A 17,500-nucleotide genomic window follows, 5' to 3' on the forward strand; every position below is an offset into this window, starting at 1 on the left:
CGCGCCCGCGGCGATCGACCAGGTCGCCTGGCGGGGAGCGGGCGAGGCGAGCGTCGCCGTCCTGCTCTCCTCCGTCCCCGCGCGCCGGGAGGCCCAGCTCTGGACCTGGACGCTCGGCCCCGGGGACCGCTACGACGCGCAGCCCGACCCCGAGGGGTGGCACGAGATCCTGCTCGTCACCGCCGGCGCGCTCCTCCTGGAGCGGGAGGGCGAGGAGCCCGTGCGGCTGGAGCCCGGACGGCACCTCGCCTTCCCGACCTCGCGGCACTACTCCTACGTGAACGCGGTGGACGCCGTCACGACGCTCGTCCGGATCGTGGTCGACTGACGGGTCGGCGCCTCAGGCCCGCGAGCGCAGGGTCTCGAGCAGCGCCGCGGGGGTCTCGGGGTCGTCGAGGCTGATCGCGAACTCGCGCGAGCGGTCCGTCGTCACCACCAGCCCCGGCCCGGCGTGCAGGATGACCGCCGAGCGGCCCGGCATCACCCGGTACCCCCAGCCGCCCCACTCCGACGGCCGCAGCTGGGCCGTGCCGGCCGAGGCGATGGTGTCGAGCGGGATGCGGCGCAGCGGGATGCCGAGGGCGGTCGTGACGACGCGGAGGCCGCGGCGGTCGGCGGTCACCCTCAGGCGGGAGAAGGAGAGGAGCACCAGCGCGACGACGCCGAGGACGACGGCCATCGCGATCGCCGGACCGGTGGCGCCCGCCGCGGCGAGCGTCGCGAGGGAGAGGGCCGCGCCCGCCGCCGTGGCGATCGCGGCGACGGCGAACACCGGGCCCGTCAGCGTCTGCGACCAGGCGCCGGTCTCCTCCGCCGCCAGCGGCAGGCGGCCGGTGGCCAGGCGGGAGGCGCGCCGGGTGCCCGGAGCGATCAGCGCGGGCACGACGGCGAAGAGCATCCCTCCGAGCAGCGCGAGCAGCCACCCGCCGAGCTCCGCCCCCTCGGCGCGCCCGGCCGCGAGCGTCGTGCCGACCGAGGTTGCCCAGGCGGAGGCGCCCAGCCCGGCCACGAGGCCGAGGGTCGCCAGCAGGAGCCGCGGGGCGCGCCCGACGACCGCCGCCACGAGGCCCGCGACGGCCGGGAGCCCGGAGAGCACGAGGGCGATCGCGAGCAGAGCGCCCGTCGACGCGGTCGCATCGGCCGCCCCGGTGCCCGACCAGTGCGAGGCGAGCTCCGCGGGCAGCGCGTCGTCCAGGACGAGGCGCGAGACGAGCACTCCGGCGGCGGGGAGCAGGAGGGACGCGGCGGCGAGGAGCTCGCGGCGGCGGTCGGCGGTGGCGGTCATGATCCGGTCCTCTCGATCAGGCGGACGAGCTCCGCCGGGGTGATGCCGCTGCGACGGGCCTCCGCGAGCAGCTCGTCGACCAGGGCGGTGACGCGCACGAGCCCGGGCCCGGCCGACTCCGTGATCCACGCGCCGCGGCCCCGGCGCATCTGGAGGATCCCGTCGTCGCGCAGGGCGGCGTACGCGCGCAGCACGGTGTGCATGTTGATGCCGAGCGAGTCGGCGAGCTCGCGGGCGGGCGGCAGGCGGTCGCCCGCCGAGAGCTCGCCCCGGGCGACGGCCGAGCGCACCTGCGACTCCAGCTGGTCGGCGAGCGTGCCCGCCGCGGAGTGGTCGACCCGGAACAACATGTTCACAATGTTAGTAGAACAAGCAGTGCACCACTAGGCCCTCAGTGCAGCGCGAGCGACACCGCCAGCACGACCATCACGACCGCCACGGCCGCGTCGAGGATCCGCCAGGCCCCGCGGCTCCGGAACAGCGGCCGCAGCGCGCGCGCCCCGAAGCCGAGAGCGGTGAACCACAGCACGCTCCCGGCCGCCGCCCCCGCCCCGAACCACCAGCGCTCGTCGCCGTGCGTGTTCGCCACCGACCCGAGCAGCACGACCGTGTCCAGGTAGACGTGCGGGTTCAGCAGCGTGAGCGCCAGGCACGTGCCGATCGCCGTGCGGAGCGACGTCGAGACGCCGGCCGGATCGCCGTCGAGGGTCCCCGGCCGCAGTGCGCGTCTCGCCGCCATCGCCGCGTAGGCGAGGAGGAAGACGATGCCGCCCCAGCGGATCACCACCAGCAGCCACGGCGCCGACTCCAGGACCGCTCCGATCCCCGCGATCCCGAGCACGATCAGCGCGGCGTCGCAGAGTGCGCAGATCGCGACGACGGCGGGCACGTGCTCGCGGCGGAGGCCCTGGCGGAGCACGAAGGCGTTCTGCGCGCCGATGGCGATGATGAGCGAGAGGCCGAAGCCGAGGCCGGAGAGGGCGGCGAGGAGGGGGGACACGCTCCGACGCTAGGGCGGGGCCCTTCTGTAGACCAGCTCATGCTCCTTCAGTACCGTAAGCAGCACTGATGCTGACCGACGACCTCGACCTCTCCCGCCTGCGCGCGCTCGCCGCCTCCGTCCGGTACGGCTCCTTCGACGCCGCCGCCCGGGCCCTGCACATCACCCCCTCCGCCCTCAGCCAGCGGATCAAGGCGCTCGAGACCGCCGCCGGCCGCGTCCTGCTGGTGCGCTCGCGCCCCGTCGTCGCGACCGAGGCCGGTGCCGGGCTCCTCCGCCTCGCCCGTCAGATCGAGCTCCTCGCCGACGACGCCGTCCGCTCGCTCGGCGGCGAGGACGCGGCGGGGGCGGGCCCCGTCGTCCTCCCGCTCGCCGTCAACGCCGACTCCCTGGCCACCTGGGTGCTGCCCGCGCTCGCCTCCGTCCCCGACGTCGTGGTGGAGCTGCACCGCGAGGACCAGGCGCACACCACCGCATTCCTCCGCGACGGCACCGTGCTGGCGGCCGTCACCGGAGAGTCGGAGGCGGTGCTCGGCTGCACCGTCGCGCCCCTCGGAGTGATGCGGTACCGCGCCATGGCCTCGCCTGCGTTCGCCGAGCGCTGGTTCCCGGACGGCGGCACGGCTGGTCTCGCGAGCGCTCCGCTGGTCGTCTTCGACGAGAAGGACCGCCTGCAGGACGACTTCCTCCGAGCCGCCGGCGTCGAGGGCCGCCCGCCGCAGCACCGCGTCCCCGGGTCGACCGACTTCGAGCGGGCCGTGCGCCTCGGCATGGGGTGGGGGATGCTGCCCGAGCTGCAGGCCCCGGTCGGCGGCGAGGGCCTGGTCGAGCTGGGCGGCGACCCCGTCGACGTCCTCCTCTACTGGCAGCAGTGGGCCCTGCACACGCCCGCCCTCGACGCGGTCGCCGCGGCCGTCTCCGCCGCCGCGCGCGCCGCGCTGCGCCGACCCGCGCGCTGACCCGCGCGCTGACCAACGTCGGCGGGGAGGCGCTCAGACCGCGAACACGTCGCGGAGGGTCACCGTCTCGAGCGAGCGCTCGCGGAGGATGTCGACGAGCCGCGCGTAGACCTGCGTCACAGGATCGAAGTTCGCGTGCCCGATCACGATGTGCTGCGGCAGGAACCACTGGTCCGCGAAGCCGACCACCTGCTCCGGCGTGATCCGCCCGGAGTCCGAGAGCGAGCCGTACCAGAGCACCGTCGCCGTGTAGCCGATCGCCGCCGCGGCGGCCCGGCTCCGCTCGTCCGTGTAGCCGAACGGCGGCCGGTAGAAGGGCGCCGCCTCCACCCCGTAGGTCGAGCGGATGAAGTCGCCGTTGCGGCCCAGCTCCTCCTGCACGCCGTCGCTCGAGAGGCTCGTCAGGTCGGCGTGCGACCAGGTGTGGTTCGCGAGCTGCACCTGCCCGGAGGCGACGAGCGGAGCCAGCAGCGGCGCGTTCACGGTCCACGAGTCGTACTTCCCGTTGAGGAAGAAGGTCAGCCGGGTTCCGGTGTCCCGGGCGAACTGCGCGTAGGCGGCGACCACGTCGGAGTCGGCGCCGTCGTCGACGGTCCAGGCGAGCGTGCTCCCCTCGCCGGGCAGCTCCGAGATCGTGCCGGAGGGCAGCGGCGCCTTCCGCCGCACCGGAGTCGCCGCGGCGGTCATGGTCGGCACGGGGCGGGGAGGGGTCGGGACGGCCGTCGGAGCGGCGGACGGCAGCACCGCCGCCGGCGCCGTGCCCGGCGGGAGCGCCGCGGGAGCGGGCCGGGCGGGCGTGCACCCCGTCAGCGCGACCGCCGAGGAGGCGATCCCCAGCAGCAGCGCGCGTCGCCTCAACCGGTCCACGGGCCCCCCTCGCGAGCCCCGTCCCCCGGAGCGTCCCCGCGACCGTAGCGGTCGGGGAGGGAGCGGGCAACGCGGCGCGACACCCCTCCCTCCCCGCAGCCTCTACCGGAAGGTGCGCCTGACCGCGTTGTTCGCCGGCGTGGGATCGGCGGCGGCGGTCGACACCCTGGCGTCGATCGTCGTGGCGGCCGGCCGGTCGACGAGCGTCACCGAGTAGGTGGTGCTCCGCCCGGCCGAGACGCTCGGCGCGGTCCAGGTGAGGACCGTCGTGCCCGCGGCCGAGCCCTTCGTCTGCACGGCGCCGGGCGCACTCGCCACCGTTCCGCTGACGACGACCCGGGTGGTCGTCGTCGCCGCGTCCCGAGTGCCGGTGTTCCGGACGGTGATCGTGCCCGAGAGGGGAGCCGTCGCCGCCAGTCCCGGCGCCGGCGCCAGCGTCAGTGTGAGGTCGGCGCGGGTGGAGGACTTCACCTGCAGCGACTGCGTCACCGAGGTCGCGGCGAGCCACGCCGAGTCGCCCGCCTGCGTGGCCCGGACGGTGCAGCTCGCCGCGCCCGTCAGCCGCACCGTCGCCGTGCCCGCGCCGGTCGCGGTCAGCGTGCAGCTGCCGCTCGCGTACAGCTTCACGGGCAGACCGGAGGAGGCGGTGGCCGCGACCGGGTAGGCGATCCCCTTCTCGGGCGAGGACGGCATCGCGGTCGAGAAGGCGACCTTCTGCGCCTTCTTCTTCTGCGGGACGACCGCGGTGACCGCGATCGACTGGGTCGCCCGGGGAGCCGCGTCGTGCGAGGCGTCGCCGGCCTGATCCGCGGTGACGGTGCAGGTGCCGGATCCGCTGAAGGTCACGACGCCGCTCGCGAGCGAGCACGCGCCCGTGGCGCCGATCGTGACCGGCAGGTCGGAGGAGCCGCCCGTCGCGGTCGGCGTGTAGCGGCCGCCCGCGATCGCCGTGCTCGGAGCCGCGGAGGTGAAGGCGACCGTCTGCCGCGCCTTGCCGATCGGGAACGTCCGGACGACCTGCTCCGCGGGCGCGTGAGCGTCGTCGCCGGCCTGGTCCAGCGTCAGCGTGCAGGTGCCGACGGAGTCGTACGACACCGTGCCGTCCTCTCCCAGCGAGCAGGAGTCGGAGGCGTCGAGCACCGGGTCGGCGCTCGACGGGCCGCGGACGATCGACGGGGTCCAGGAGCCGCCGATCCGGGCGTCCGTCGGAGCGGCGTCGCGGAACGACACCGCTCCCGCCGCCGTGCCGACCTCCACCGACTGCGTGATCCGCGGAGCCGCCGAGTGGCGCTCGTCCCCGGCCTGGTCCGCGGTCACCGTGCAGGTGCCGGAGCGGGTGAAGGTCACGACGCCGTCCGCGACCGTGCAGGACCCAGCCGCTCCGAGCACCACGGGGGCGCTCGACGCGCCGGCCGTCACGACGGGCGTGTAGGAGCCCCCCGCGACCGCCGCGTCGGGGACCGGCGAGGCGAACGCCAGCGTCTGGCCGAGGGCGCCGATCGCGAAGGTGCGGACGGCCTGCGGAGCGGCGCCGTACCGCGAGTCGCCCGCCTGGTCGAGCGTCAGCGTGCAGGTGCCGACGGAGTCGTAGAACACGACTCCCGCGGCCGCCGAGCATGCTCCGGAGGCGGTCAGCACCGGACGCGCCGTGGAGGGCCCGGCGATGATCCGCGGGGTGGTCGTCCCGCCGACCGTCGCGCCGGTCGGCGCGCTGCCGCCGAAGGAGACGGTGCCCGCGAGCAGTCCGACCGCGATCACCTGCGAGGCCCGCTCCGCCGCGTCGTACCGGGCGTCGCCCGTCTGGTCGGCGGTCACCGTGCAGGTGCCCGATCCGGTGAAGGCGACGACCCCGTTCGTGAGCGTGCAGGATCCGGAGGCGCCGAGCACCACGGGGCGCCCCGAGGCTCCGCCGGTCGCGGTCGGGCGGTAGGTGCCGCCCGCGAGCGCCGAGTCCGGCGCCTGCGAGGTGAAGGCCACGGTCTGCGCGACCCGGGTGATCTCGAAGCTGCGCACGGCCGTCGGCGCTGCGCTGTGGCGGATGTCGCCCGCCTGGTCCAGCGTCAGCGTGCAGGTGCCGGCGGAGTCGTAGGAGACCAGTCGGAAGGGCCCGACGGAGCAGGCGCCGGAGGCCGTCAGCACCGGGGGGGCACTGGACGGGCCGGCGACGACCGCGGCCGTCGAGGAGCCCCCGACCCGGGCCTCGGCCGGAGCATCGCCGCCGAACGCGACGGTGCCCGCGAGCTGCGTGACCGCGACGGTCTGCGAGGCCTGCGCCGCCGCGGCGTAGCGCCCGTCGCCCGCCTGGTCCGCCGTGACGGTGCAGGTGCCGCTGCCGGCGAAGGTGACGACGCCGTCCGCGAGCGTGCAGGCGCCGGTCGCTCCGATCGTCACGGGGAGCCCGGACGCGCCGCCCGTCGCGGTCGGAGTGAGCGTGTCGCCGGCCGCGGCCGTCGACGGCGCGGTCGAGGTGAAGGCGACGGTCTGCGCGGTCGCGGTGATCTCGAAGGTCTGGACCGCCCGCGCGGTGCCGTAGGCGGCGTCGCGGTAGTGGATCGCCGTCAGCGTGCAGGTGCCCGCGGAGTCGAACCGGACGGCGCCGTTCTCGCCGTCCGAGCAGGCGCCCGAGACGCTGAGCACCGAGGGGCCGGAGGACGGTCCGCGCGTGAAGGCGGGAGTGAAGGATCCGCCCACCTTCGCGTCGGTCGGGACGGCGGTCGTGAACGCCACGGAGCCGGGCGCGTAGCCGACCTCCACCTCCTGCACGGCGGGCCGGGCGCTGTCGTACTGCCGGTTGCCGTTCTGGTAGGCGAAGACGCCGCAGACGCCCTTCGTGGTGAAGGTGACCACGCCGTCCTTCGCCGAGCACGACGCGGTGGTGAGGAGGAACGGAGCGATGCCCGAGGCGCCGCCCTCGATCACGGGGCGGTAGGTGTCCCCGAGGGCGGCGCCGACCGGAGGCGCGCTCGTGATCCGGACCGTCTGCGGGAGGAAGTAGATCGAGTACTCCTGCTCGGCGTGCCGCGCGGGCCAGTAGCCGTCTCCGGGCTGGTCGAGGGACAGCACGCAGAGCCCGGCCCCGTCGTTCCGCACAGTCACGCCGTCCGGGAGGATCGAGCAGTCTCGGCTCGCGGAGAGCACGGGCACGCCCTTCGACGGGCCGGGCACGATCGTCGGCCGGTACGTCTCGAGCGACATCGCGTGCGGGGGCGCGGTGCTCCCGAAGGAGAGGTTCCCCTCGGGAGTCCCGACCGTGATGACCTGCCGGACCTGCGGAGCGGCGTCGTGCCGATCGTCCGCGGCCTGGTCGATCGTCACCGTGCAGGTGCCGTCGCCGAAGAACGTCACCACGTCGTCCGCGATGGTGCAGTTGCCGTTCTCGATCACCGCGATCACGAGCGGGTTGCCCGAGCCGCCGCCGGTCGCCTCGACCGTGTACCGGTCGTCGGTGAACACCCGGTCGGGCGGAGTCGAGGTGACGACGACGGTCTGGGGGATCCGCGAGATCGGGACGAAGCGCACCAGGCCGTCGGCGGCCGCGTACACGTCGTCGCCCGGCTGGTCGAACTGCACGCCGCAGGTCGAGGGCTCGGTGTAGGTCAGGATCTGCGCACCCGTCGCGTCGGGGGCGACGGTGCAGCCGAAGAAGGTCCTGACGAGCACCGGCAGTCCCGAGCTCGAGGTCGCCGTGGCGACGCCGGTCGACTCCAGGACGCCGGTCTTCGGCACCGCGACCGTCAGCGTCTGCGACGCCTTCGCGACCTCGAGATCGAAGGAGGCGTGCCCCGCGGTGTAGTGGTCGTCGCCGGCCTGGTCGGCGGTCACGGTGCAGGTGCCGCTCCGGGTGAAGGTCACGACGCCGTCGGCGATCGCGCAGGATCCGGTCGCTCCGATCGAGACGGGGCTCCCGGAGCCGCCGCCGGTGGCCGTCGGAGTGAAGGTGCCCAGCGCCGTCGGCGCGGTCGGCCGCGAGGAGGTGAAGGCGACCGTCTGCGAGAACTTCCGGACCGTGATCCGGAACGAGGACGTGCCGGTGTTGCCGGCCTCGTCGTCCGCGGTGCAGTCGACCGTCGTGTCCCCGATCGGGAAGACGCTTCCCGAGGCGGGCGTGCAGGTCGAGCCCACGGCTCCGTCGACCGCGTCCTGCGCGGAGGACGCGAAGGTGACGACGGCGCCGGAGACGTCGGCCGGCTCGGCCGTGACGGCGGCGGGCACGGTCACGACGGGGGCCGAGCGGTCGGCCAGCGCGAAGGTGCCGGGGATCGACCGGAGGGTGTAGTTCGGCCCCGCGTCGCCTCCGTCGCACCGCGTGACGTAGTCGCCGACGGGCGTGCGCGCTCCGATCGTCACCTTCCCGGTGCCGTCCGCCGTGTAGTAGGCGCCGGTCGGCTCGGTGACGAACCGGTCGGTTCCTGCGAAGCCGTCGGCCGTGCAGGTCACCGTCGGGGCGGTCGCGGTGCCGTGCGCCTGCGTCCCAGGGCTCGACGCGGTCACCGAGAGGGGCGCCGGCGAGATCGTGAGCGCGCCGTCGATGGTGATCAGCTGTCCCGAGGGGTTCGTCAGGCCGGAGCAGCGCGTGGGGTAGCGGCCGACGGGGGTCGTCGCGGAGAGCGCCAGCGGCGTCGTGAATCCGGTGTCGGACGCCGCGAAGGCGCCGCAGGAGACCGTCCCCGAGGGGGAGCCGGTCACGGAGGCGGTGATCGCGGGGGGAGTGGATCCGTAGGTCGACGAGGGCGAGGAGGCGGTCACCATCGGGACGGCCGCGACGATGCGCAGCGCGCCGTCCTTGTACCCCGCGATCGTGTAGTCGCTGCTGACCTTCGCGCCGCTGCACCGCGTGGTGAAGGTGGTGAAGGTGGAGGTGGGCCAGTTCGGGATCAAGCGGTAGATGACGTCGTCCGCCGTGACGATCGGCCGGTAGACGCCGGCCGTGAGCGGGGCGCCGAAGGTGTCGGTGCCGACGAAGGCGGCCGTGCAGCGCAGGTCGGGGGACGGCGCGCCTCGCGGGTAGTCGACCGTCGGAGCGGTCACCGTGAGCGCCTTCGGCTTCCCCGTGAAGCTCTGCAGGGGCTCGCCCGCCCAGCCCAGAGGAGCGAGCGCGTCGAGCCTCGCCGCGAGCGTGCAGACGCCGGCGTGGAGCACGGTCACCCTCATGCCGCTGACGGAGCAGGTCTCGGCGGTCCTGCTGCTCAGGACGATCGAGCGGCCGGGCACATCGACGGCCTGCGCGTAGGGGCTCGCGTCGAAGGAGTCGCCGTACGCCTTCTGCGGGAGCGTCGACAGGTCGAAGCGCACGCCGCCCACCGCCACGGTGGCCGGCTCGCTGCGGACGCTGCCCCCGCAGGTGGTCAGGGTCGCCCGGTAGCGGTAGGAGCCGGTGGGATCGGGGCCGGCCTCGAGGAACGCGGTCCCGTCCTCCCGGGCGCCCGCCCGGCCGAGCGCGGGCTTCCACGTGGCGCCGCCGTCCGTGGACCTCTCCCAGGACACGGCGGGGATGCCGCCGTAGACGGCCGAGACGCTCACGCCCATCGTCAGCGTGTAGATCTGGTTGGTGACGCCCGCGATGTCCGAGGGCTGCCGGGTGATGACGGGTGTCGCGGCGCACGCGCGCACCTCGTGGCGCAGAGCGGGGAGCGCCGACCAGCTCCCGCGTCCCGCCTCGGCGGGGGTGATGGTGTCGGGGTAGTGCGCGCGGATCTCGTTCCAGCCCTGCGGGATGTCCCTCGTGGTCAGCACGCCGACGCCGTCCGCGTCGAGGGTCACCCTGCTGGTGCCCGCGCCGGTGAGGATCTCGACGGTGCCGCCGGCGGCCACCGGCCGGCCCAGGCTCGGGATGGTCACCCTCGCGGTGACGGTGACCTCCTGCCCGAGCATCGAGAAGTCGGGGGTGCGCGTCACGGTCACGGCGGTGTCGTACACCGGAGCGACAACGGGGTCGGCCGCCGTCGGGCCGGCCGTCTGCGAGATCCTCGTCACGCTCGGGTGCACGTAGCTCGAGCCGCCGCCGCCGGCGCCGGGGTCGTTCATGACGCCGAGGGTGTCGTTCATGCTGCCGAACACGTAGGGCGATCCGCCGCCGCCGCCGTACCACCAGCCGGCCCCGCCGCCGCCGCCGCTGTGGCCGGGGAACGAGCAGTTGCCTCCGCCGCCGCGGGAGGCGCCGGCGTCGGCGCCCTTGCCGTCGTTGAGGAACACGCCCCACTGGCCGTTGTTGCCGTCGGCGCATTCGCCGAACGTGCTGTAGCCGCGGGCGCCGGGCGAGCCGCCCGAGCTCTGCCCGGCCGCGCCGCCGCCGCCGCCGTCGGCCGCGTTGTTCCTGCCGCCGTTCCCGCCGCCCCTCGCGCCGCTGCCGGCGTCGGCGTCGCCGCCGACCGAGGACCGCCCGCCGCCGCCTCCGCCGCCCGCCGCCACGGCGAGGGCGTGCTGACAGCCGTCCGAGCCGGCCGTGCTGAGGTACTGGGCGTCGCCGCCCGCGCCGCCGGAGTCGCCCGCGTAGACGCCGCCGTTCACGTAGCGCGTGGCGCCTGCCGCTCCGGCCGGGGCGCCCGTGAGGCGCCCGATCTCCAGCACCTGCCCGGGTGTGACGGGCACCTCCACGACGAGGCTGGAGCCGCGTCCGCCGGCGTTGCCCGTCCCGAGGCCGCTCGCACCCTTCCCGCCGTTCTGGCCGCTGAGGACGGCGCGGACCGTCGAGACCCCGGTCGCGGGAACGGTGTACTGCGACACCGTCGAGACCTTCGGGGAGGTGAAGCACGCGGTGCTGAAGACCGGCGCCGCCGACGCGGTCGGCGCGGCCACGACGCTGAGTCCTGCGCCCGCTACGAGCACGGCCGCGGCGACGAGGGAACGGAGGAAGGACTGGCGCATGTGCTGCTACTCCCGGCTGCTGCCGGGAGCGGGCGCCCGCGGTCGGCTCAGAGTAGGGCGGTCGTCGACCCGCGAGGAAGGCGCAAGGTACACGAACGCCCTGCTCGGGGGGTACGGGAGGCCACTTCTGCCGGAACCTCCCAGGAAGTCCCCGTGCACGTCGGGGCGGCGTGCCCGCCCTGTCGGGGCAGTGTCCCACCCTGTCGGGGCAGTGTCCCACCCTGTCGGGGCAGTGTCCCACCCTGTTGCGGCCGCCGCCCGGGTCGCGTAGCCTAGCGAGGTTGCGTGCATCTGCACGCGCTTGCGTGCTGCCCACCGGGCAGGAGCTCCGGCTCCGGCCGGACAGGCGGGCGGTGCGCCGACAAGTGACCTTGGGTGGGTCGGGCGGGGCTTCGTGCCGCGCGTGATCCACGGTAACCACACATGGAGGAAACCATGGCAGCAGTCTGCCAGGTGACCGGAGCCGTCCCCGGCTTCGGGCACGCCATCTCGCACTCGCACCGGCGCACCAAGCGCCGCTTCGACCCGAACGTGCAGAAGAAGACGTACTACGTGCCGTCGCTTCGCCGTAACGTCACCCTGACCCTCTCGGCCAAGGGCATCAAGGTCATCGACGCCCGTGGCATCGAGTCCGTCGTCAAGGATGTTCTCGCTCGCGGGGTGAAGATCTAATGGCCAAGCAGCAGGACGTCCGTCCGATCATCAAGCTCCGTTCGACGGCCGGCACCGGTTACACCTACGTGACCAAGAAGAACCGCCGCAACGACCCCGACCGTCTCGTGCTCAAGAAGTACGACCCCGTAGTGCGCAAGCACGTCGACTTCCGCGAGGAGCGCTAAGTATGGCCAAGAAGAGCAAGATCGCCCGCAACGAGCAGCGCAAGGTGATCGTCGACCGCTACGCCGCCAAGCGCCTCGAGCTGAAGAAGGCCCTGGTCGACCCGGCCGGGACCGACGAGACCCGAGAGGCCGCCCGCGTCGGCCTCCAGAAGCTCCCCCGCAACGCCTCGCCCGTCCGCGTCCGCTCGCGCGACGCCGTCGACGGCCGCCCCCGCGGCAACCTCACGAAGTTCGGCATCTCGCGTGTCCGCTTCCGTGACATGGCGCACCGCGGCGAGCTGCCCGGCATCACCAAGTCCAGCTGGTGACCGAGCGCCGCTAGCGGCGTGAACGACCGAAGGCCCGTGATCGAAGGATCGCGGGCCTTCGTCGTCCCGCCGGCGGACGTAAAATGTGCGGATGACCGACTCCAGCCTGCCCACCGTCGCCGAGATCGCGGCGCTCATCGACCACGCGATCCTGAAGCCCGAGCTCACCCGCGCCGAGGTCGACGCCCAGCTCGACGAGGCGCGCGCGTCCGGCGTGTTCAGCGTCTGCGTCCGCCCCTCCGACATCGCCCACTCGGTCGCTCGGCTCGAGGGCTCCGGCGTCCTGGTCGGCACGGTCATCGGCTTCCCCCACGGCACCACCTCGACCGCGGCGAAGGTCGCGGAGTCGCGTCAGGCGCTCGCCGACGGCGCGTCCGAGCTCGACATGGTCGTCAACATCGGCCGCCTCCGGAGCGGCCTGCTCCAGGACGTCGAGGACGACGTCCGCGCCGTGGTCGAGGCCGCCGAGGGCCACGTCGTCAAGGTCATCCTCGAGACGAGCCTCCTCGACGACGAGCAGGTCGTCGAGGGCAGCCGGGCCGCCGAGCGCGCCGGCGCGGACTTCGTGAAGACCGCCACCGGCTTCGCGGGCGGAGGCGCGAACGAGCACGACCTCCGCCTCATGCGCGGCGCCGTCTCGGAGGCCGTCCAGGTGAAGGCGTCCGGCGGAGTCCGCGACCTCGACACGCTCCTCGCCTACCGCGGCCTCGGCGTCACCCGCTTCGGCACCAGCGGCTCCGCGACCATCCTCGGCGACCTCGCGGCGCGGCACTCGGGCGACTCCTCCGCGGCACGTGTCGACTCCGCCTCCTACTGACGGAGCGGCCGACGAGGGCCGCACCGCACCCGCCGACCGGATGACGCCCGTGCGCCTGCGCCCGGGCCGCGCCGGCCGGTGGGCGGAGCGGACCCGCCGCCCCCTCGACGAGATCGCCCGCGCCCTCAAGGAGCGCGTCTACGCGACCTTCACGGGCCTGGCCGTGGTGATGATCTACCTCGTCGGCGACCACCCCGACGCGGTCCACGCCCTCCAGAGCCTCGTGATCTCGATCATCGGGATCTCGGCCGCGGGCTTCGTCGCCGAGGTGATCGCGCACCAGGTCGTGCACGCGGCGACGCCCTCGCGAGCGGAGTCGGGAACGATGCTGCGGATCGCGGGCGGGGCGCTCGCCTCGGCGTCGCTGCCGGTCCTCGCGCTCGGTGCCGCGGCGCTGGGCTGGATCGACGCGACGGTCGCGCTGCGGATCGGCGCGGGCGTCTACGTCGCCACGCTCGCGGGGATCGCCCTCATCGCCGTCGTTCGCGCGGGCCTCTCCTGGAAGGAGAGCCTCGTCTCGCTGCTCGGGATCGTGGGCCTCGGCGTTCTGGTCGTCGGCGTGCTCGCGCTCGCGCACTGATCCGGAGGCGCCGCCGCGCGTAGGCTCGGACGGATGACGTCACGCACCAGGGTCGAGCTCGGCCGCCGGGAGGACCTCGGCGCCGACTGCGCGAACTGCTTCGGCCTGTGCTGCGTCGCCCTCGCCTTCGCCCGCTCCGCCGACTTCCCGTTCGACAAGCGCGCCGGGGACCCGTGCGTCAACCTCGACGGCGAGGACGCGTGCATGATCCACCGCCGGCTCCGGCCCCAGGGCTTCGTCGGCTGCACCGTCTTCGACTGCTTCGGCGCCGGTCAGAAGGTCTCGCAGCAGACGTTCGGCGGCGTCTCCTGGCGGTCCGACCCGGCCGTGCGCGAGCGGATGTTCGCGGTGTTCCCGCTGATGCGCCGCCTGCACGAGCTGCTCTGGTACCTCGACTCCGCTCTGGCGCTGCCCGGCGTCGGCGCGCCGCTCCTCGACGAGCTACGCGAGCGGTTCGACGCGGTGCACGCGCACACGCTCGGCGAGCCGGAGCAGATGGTCGCGGTCGACGTCGACGCGGAGTACGGAGCGTCCCGGCCGCTCCTGATCGCGGCGAGCGCGGCCGCTCGCGCAGGAGCGGCGCCGGCTGCCCGCCGGTCGAGGGGCCGTCGGCTCGCTCCGGGTGCCGATCTGGCGGGTGCATCGCTCCGGAACGCGGACCTGCGGGGGGGCGGATCTGCGGGGCGCGCTCCTCCTCGCCGCGGATCTGCGGGGTGCGGATCTGCAGCGGTGCGACCTGCTCGGGGTGGACCTTCGTGATGCGGACGTGTCCGGTGCGCGGCTCGCCGAGGCGGTCTACCTCACCCAGGCGCAGGTGAACAGCGCCCGAGGGGATGCGGCGACCACGCTGCCGTCGCATTTCGAGCGCCCGTCGCACTGGGGCGGCTAGCCCGCCAGGTCAGAGGCTGCGGGGGCCGCCCAGCGACTCGTCGCCGCCCTCGTCGTCGAAGCCGAGGGCCTCGACGACCTCGCGGCCGAGGAGGTGCGCGCCGCTCCAGCCCTCGATGACGCACCGGGGGAACGCCTCGCGGTCCGGCGAGCCGAGCCATGCGGCCGCGGCCTCGCGGGCCCATGCCTCCGAGGCGTACACGCCGATGATCTCGGTGCGGTCGTCCCACGGCGTCGCGGTCGAGAGGACGAAGTGGTCACCGTTCACGATCGGATCTCCTCCGGCTCTCGGGGTTCAGCGACCCCGTGGGAGTGCGGGACCGGACCGGACGCTACCCGTGGGCGGGGGAGCGCGTCTCCGGGGTCGACACGAGCGCGGATGAAGGCTACGGGAACGTCGAGCGCGGCGCGATCACCCGATGGTCCCACGCAGGCGGGCGTTCAGCCCACCCAGAGCCGTCGCGATCTCGTTCTCGTCGCTTCCGGGGAGGAGGGCGCCGCCCTGCTCGAGGCCGTGGCGCAGGGCCTCGACCTCCTCAGCGGGGAGGCCGCCGCTGTCGAGGAGGGCCTGGAGGGCGGCGAGGATGCCGACGAGGGCGACGGCGTCGTCCAGGTCGAGGGGGCGGACGCAGGACTTCTCCATGTCATCGCTCCTGTTCGGGTCAGGGGTTCGGGGGCGGGGGCCCCACATCGGGGTGCGGGGTCGGTTTCCGGTCGGGGAGGGGCGCGGGGGTCGGCGCAGGGTCGCCGACACGCCGACGCCCCGGTGCCGTTCGGCCCGGGGCGTCGGTGCGGGGGGAACGGGTCAGACGACGCGCGGGTCGGACTCCTGGGTGTCGTCCTCGGGGATGTGGACGTCCTGGACGGTCACGTTGATCTCGGCGACCTCCATGCCGGCGATGTGCTGGATGGCGTCGGCGACGGCGGAGCGCACGTCCTCGGCGACCTTCTGCAGCGGCGCGGGGTACTCGGCGACGATGGTGATGTCGGCGGCGACCTGGCGCTCGCCGACCTCGACCTTGACGCCCTGGCCGCGGTCGTCGTTGCCGATCGCACTGCGGATGGCGCCGATCGCTCGGGCCGCTCCTCCGCCGAGGGCGTGGACGCCCGGGACCTCGCGCGCGGCGATGCCGGCGACCTTGGCGATGACGCCGTCCTCGATCACGGTGCGTCCGGATCCGGTGCTGGTCTGACGGGTGGTGGTCGCGGTGGTCTCGGCCATGGTCTCCTCTTTCGCTCGGGGCCCGATCGCTCGATCAGGCGGGGTATGCAGGTAGGACGCTCCGTCGACGCCGAACGTCACGGTCGGATCCGGCCCGCCCAGGCAACTGCCAGAGAGGCGGGCCGGGCCGGGCCGATCCTCTCAGGAACGCGGTCGACGCCCGTCGATTCGCCCTCGGCCCGGTGCTGTGGTGGCATGGAGCCGTGACCGACGCGACCGCCCCGCAGGCGCCCCTCCCCGATCGGACGGCCGCGCGCATGCGCCCGCGCGCCCTGCTCGTCCTGGCCCTGATCGGCGCGGTCGGCGGGACCCTGTCGGGCGCGTTCGGCGTCGGCGGCGGGATCGTGATGGTGCCGATGCTGATCGCGTGGGCCGGGATGGACCAGCGCCGCGCCTCCGCCACCTCGCTGCTCGCGATCGCTCCGACCTCGGTCGCCGGAGCGTTCGGCTACGCCCTCGCCGGCCAGGTCGCCTGGGTCCCGGCGGCGGTGATCGCGGCTGCGGCGATGCTCGGGGCGGTGGCCGGATCCTGGCTGCTCGCGCGGCTGCCTCTGGGGGTGCTGCGCTGGATGTTCGTGGCGCTGCTCGTGGCCGCGGCGGTGCGGATGGCCGTGTTCGGCTCGAACGACACCGGCGACGTCGCCGAGGGCTGGGGCGTGTGGCCCGGGTTCGCGGGGCTCGGCATCGGGATGGGCGTCGCCTCCGGCCTCTTCGGCATCGGCGGCGGAGCGATCGCCGTGCCGGTCCTGGTCGGCGCCTTCGGGCTCGCGGACCTCCTGGCCAAGGGCACTTCGCTCGCCGCGATGATCCCGACGGCGGTCACCGGCTCGATCGCGAACGCCCGGCGAGGCCTGCTCGACGTGCGCGCAGGCCTCGTGGTCGGGCTCACCGCCACGGCGTTCTCCTTCGCCGGAGTGGCGCTCTCCTTCCTCCTGCCGGCGCGCGTGTCCGGGATCCTCTTCGCGGTCCTCCTCCTGCTCGCCGCGGTGCAGCTCGCCCTCCGCGGGCGGCGCCGCTGAGCCCTGCACGACGCGGACCCCCGCCGTCAACGCCCTGTCCGATCCGTCGCAGACGCTCGTAGCGTCGTCGCGATCGGGCGCGGGCCCGGAGGGGCGGGAGCACGATGGAGCAGCAGCAGCGCGAGCAGCAGGGCCGGCAGCAGCGGCGAGGGGGCGGCGCGAGCCTGCACCGGGACGTCGCACCCGGGGTGCACCGGCTCGAGCACGCCTGGACGAACCTCTACCTGATCGAGGAGGCCGGCCGGCTGACCGTCGTCGACCACCTCGGCGTCGCCCGCAGCCTCGTCCGGCGGGGCGTCCCCGTGCACCTGCACGTGGCCGACCAGCCGCTCGCCGCGCAGCCCTACTCCTACCGCCGCCAGCGCACCCCGTTCGTGTACCCGCTGCTGCACCCCTCCGCGATCCCGGTGCTCGGAGCGATGGCCCGTGCGGGCGCGCTCGCGGTGCCGCCCGTGCACGGGACCCTGCCGCTGACCGCCGGAGCGGTGCTCGACGTGCCCGGATCGCCCCGCGTGCTCGCGACTCCGGGGCACACCGACGGGCACGTCTCGCTGCACCTGCCCGAGCGCGACGCGGTGATCGACGGAGACGCACTGGTCACGCTCGACCCCTACTCCGCGCGCACCGGCCCGCACCTGGTCGCGCGCGCCGCCACCGCCGACACGGCGCAGTCCCTCGACTCGCTGCGGGTCCTCGCCGGGACCGGGGCGCGGACACTCCTGCCCGGCCACGGCGCGCCCTGGCGCCTGGGCGTCGCGGCGGCGGCCGAGCTCGCGGCGCGGACGCCGATCGCCTAGGGCAGGCTCCGCAGGCCGCTCGGACGCCGGTGGCCTGCCTCCCCGGCCGACCCGG

Annotated in this window: 19 protein-coding genes; 11 read left to right on the forward strand and 8 right to left on the reverse strand. The window is 74.7% G+C overall.

Annotated elements, in window-relative coordinates; all coding sequences use genetic code 11:
• On the forward strand, positions 1-328 hold a 328-nt coding region (locus C5C82_RS17630; RefSeq protein WP_181134442.1), incomplete at its 5' end, for a cupin domain-containing protein.
• 12 nt (positions 329-340) lie between these two features.
• On the opposite strand, the gene C5C82_RS12030 is transcribed toward C5C82_RS17630, so the two are convergent.
• The 3 genes from C5C82_RS12030 to C5C82_RS12040 are packed head-to-tail and all read right to left on the reverse strand — an operon-like array spanning position 341 to position 2,285.
• Positions 341-1,285, reverse strand: coding sequence for a hypothetical protein (locus C5C82_RS12030; RefSeq protein ID WP_104355145.1), 945 nt, complete (start codon positions 1,283-1,285; stop codon positions 341-343).
• The gene (locus tag C5C82_RS12035) at positions 1,282-1,635 is read right to left on the reverse strand and encodes a GntR family transcriptional regulator (RefSeq protein ID WP_104355156.1); all 354 of its coding nucleotides are present in this window, start codon (positions 1,633-1,635) and stop codon (positions 1,282-1,284) included. The genes C5C82_RS12030 and C5C82_RS12035 overlap by 4 nt, the downstream gene beginning before the upstream one ends.
• 41 nt (positions 1,636-1,676) lie before the next feature.
• Entirely contained in the window at positions 1,677-2,285 is a 609-nt protein-coding gene (locus tag C5C82_RS12040) for a LysE/ArgO family amino acid transporter (protein ID WP_104355146.1), read from the reverse strand.
• Positions 2,286-2,353: 68 nt separating this feature from the next.
• Between C5C82_RS12040 and C5C82_RS12045 the strand changes: the two genes are divergently transcribed.
• On the forward strand, positions 2,354-3,244 hold the full coding sequence (locus tag C5C82_RS12045) for an ArgP/LysG family DNA-binding transcriptional regulator (RefSeq protein ID WP_104355147.1): 891 nt from the start codon (positions 2,354-2,356) through the stop codon (positions 3,242-3,244).
• Between the two features lie 33 nt (positions 3,245-3,277).
• Here C5C82_RS12045 and C5C82_RS12050 read toward each other — a convergent pair whose 3' ends face one another.
• Both C5C82_RS12050 and C5C82_RS17635 read right to left on the reverse strand, forming a co-directional pair.
• Positions 3,278-4,111: a polysaccharide deacetylase family protein gene (locus C5C82_RS12050; RefSeq protein WP_219812611.1), complete on the reverse strand. Its 834-nt coding sequence runs from the start codon at positions 4,109-4,111 to the stop codon at positions 3,278-3,280.
• Positions 4,112-4,213: 102 nt separating this feature from the next.
• The gene (locus C5C82_RS17635; protein ID WP_181134443.1) at positions 4,214-10,975 is read right to left on the reverse strand and encodes an HYR domain-containing protein; all 6,762 of its coding nucleotides are present in this window, start codon (positions 10,973-10,975) and stop codon (positions 4,214-4,216) included.
• Positions 10,976-11,410: 435 nt separating this feature from the next.
• On the opposite strand from C5C82_RS17635, the gene rpmB reads away from it, so the two are divergent.
• The 7 genes from rpmB to C5C82_RS18195 all read left to right on the forward strand — a co-directional run bounded on the left by rpmB (position 11,411) and on the right by C5C82_RS18195 (position 14,408).
• Positions 11,411-11,647: a 50S ribosomal protein L28 gene (gene rpmB / locus C5C82_RS12060; protein WP_056038148.1), complete on the forward strand. Its 237-nt coding sequence runs from the start codon at positions 11,411-11,413 to the stop codon at positions 11,645-11,647.
• Positions 11,647-11,814 (forward strand): 50S ribosomal protein L33, encoded by a 168-nt coding sequence (gene rpmG / locus C5C82_RS12065; protein WP_027692168.1) that lies wholly within the window; start codon positions 11,647-11,649, stop codon positions 11,812-11,814. The genes rpmB and rpmG overlap by 1 nt, the downstream gene beginning before the upstream one ends.
• Positions 11,815-11,816: 2 nt before the next feature.
• A complete protein-coding gene (gene rpsN / locus C5C82_RS12070; RefSeq protein WP_104225107.1) occupies positions 11,817-12,122 on the forward strand; it encodes a 30S ribosomal protein S14 in 306 nt (101 codons plus the stop codon).
• 91 nt (positions 12,123-12,213) lie between these two features.
• Entirely contained in the window at positions 12,214-12,939 is a 726-nt protein-coding gene (deoC, locus tag C5C82_RS12075) for a deoxyribose-phosphate aldolase (RefSeq protein WP_181027245.1), read from the forward strand.
• Positions 12,917-13,519 (forward strand): hypothetical protein, encoded by a 603-nt coding sequence (locus C5C82_RS12080; RefSeq protein ID WP_146076980.1) that lies wholly within the window; start codon positions 12,917-12,919, stop codon positions 13,517-13,519. Before deoC ends, C5C82_RS12080 begins: the two co-directional genes overlap by 23 nt.
• Positions 13,520-13,552: 33 nt before the next feature.
• The gene (locus tag C5C82_RS12085) at positions 13,553-14,278 is read left to right on the forward strand and encodes a pentapeptide repeat-containing protein (RefSeq protein ID WP_308471858.1); all 726 of its coding nucleotides are present in this window, start codon (positions 13,553-13,555) and stop codon (positions 14,276-14,278) included.
• On the forward strand, positions 14,226-14,408 hold the full coding sequence (locus C5C82_RS18195; protein ID WP_374952942.1) for a pentapeptide repeat-containing protein: 183 nt from the start codon (positions 14,226-14,228) through the stop codon (positions 14,406-14,408). The genes C5C82_RS12085 and C5C82_RS18195 overlap by 53 nt, the downstream gene beginning before the upstream one ends.
• Positions 14,409-14,417: 9 nt before the next feature.
• Here C5C82_RS18195 and C5C82_RS12090 read toward each other — a convergent pair whose 3' ends face one another.
• The 3 genes from C5C82_RS12090 to C5C82_RS12100 all read right to left on the reverse strand — a co-directional run bounded on the left by C5C82_RS12090 (position 14,418) and on the right by C5C82_RS12100 (position 15,629).
• Entirely contained in the window at positions 14,418-14,675 is a 258-nt protein-coding gene (locus C5C82_RS12090) for a hypothetical protein (RefSeq protein ID WP_104238985.1), read from the reverse strand.
• A gap of 144 nt (positions 14,676-14,819) precedes the next feature.
• Positions 14,820-15,050, reverse strand: coding sequence for a hypothetical protein (locus C5C82_RS12095; protein ID WP_104234552.1), 231 nt, complete (start codon positions 15,048-15,050; stop codon positions 14,820-14,822).
• Positions 15,051-15,212: 162 nt separating this feature from the next.
• Positions 15,213-15,629, reverse strand: coding sequence for an Asp23/Gls24 family envelope stress response protein (locus tag C5C82_RS12100; protein WP_104225148.1), 417 nt, complete (start codon positions 15,627-15,629; stop codon positions 15,213-15,215).
• 203 nt (positions 15,630-15,832) lie between these two features.
• Here C5C82_RS12100 and C5C82_RS12105 point away from each other — a divergent pair, with 203 nt between their 5' ends.
• Both C5C82_RS12105 and C5C82_RS12110 read left to right on the forward strand, forming a co-directional pair.
• Positions 15,833-16,648, forward strand: coding sequence for a sulfite exporter TauE/SafE family protein (locus tag C5C82_RS12105; RefSeq protein ID WP_104233037.1), 816 nt, complete (start codon positions 15,833-15,835; stop codon positions 16,646-16,648).
• A 104-nt stretch (positions 16,649-16,752) separates the two neighbouring features.
• A complete protein-coding gene (locus C5C82_RS12110) occupies positions 16,753-17,445 on the forward strand; it encodes an MBL fold metallo-hydrolase (protein WP_104257980.1) in 693 nt (230 codons plus the stop codon).
• The last annotated feature ends 55 nt before the right edge of the window (positions 17,446-17,500 follow it).

It is taken from the genome of Rathayibacter sp. AY1D5 (assembly GCF_002932515.1).
In the GTDB taxonomy this organism is placed as follows: Bacteria; Actinomycetota; Actinomycetes; order Actinomycetales; family Microbacteriaceae; genus Rathayibacter.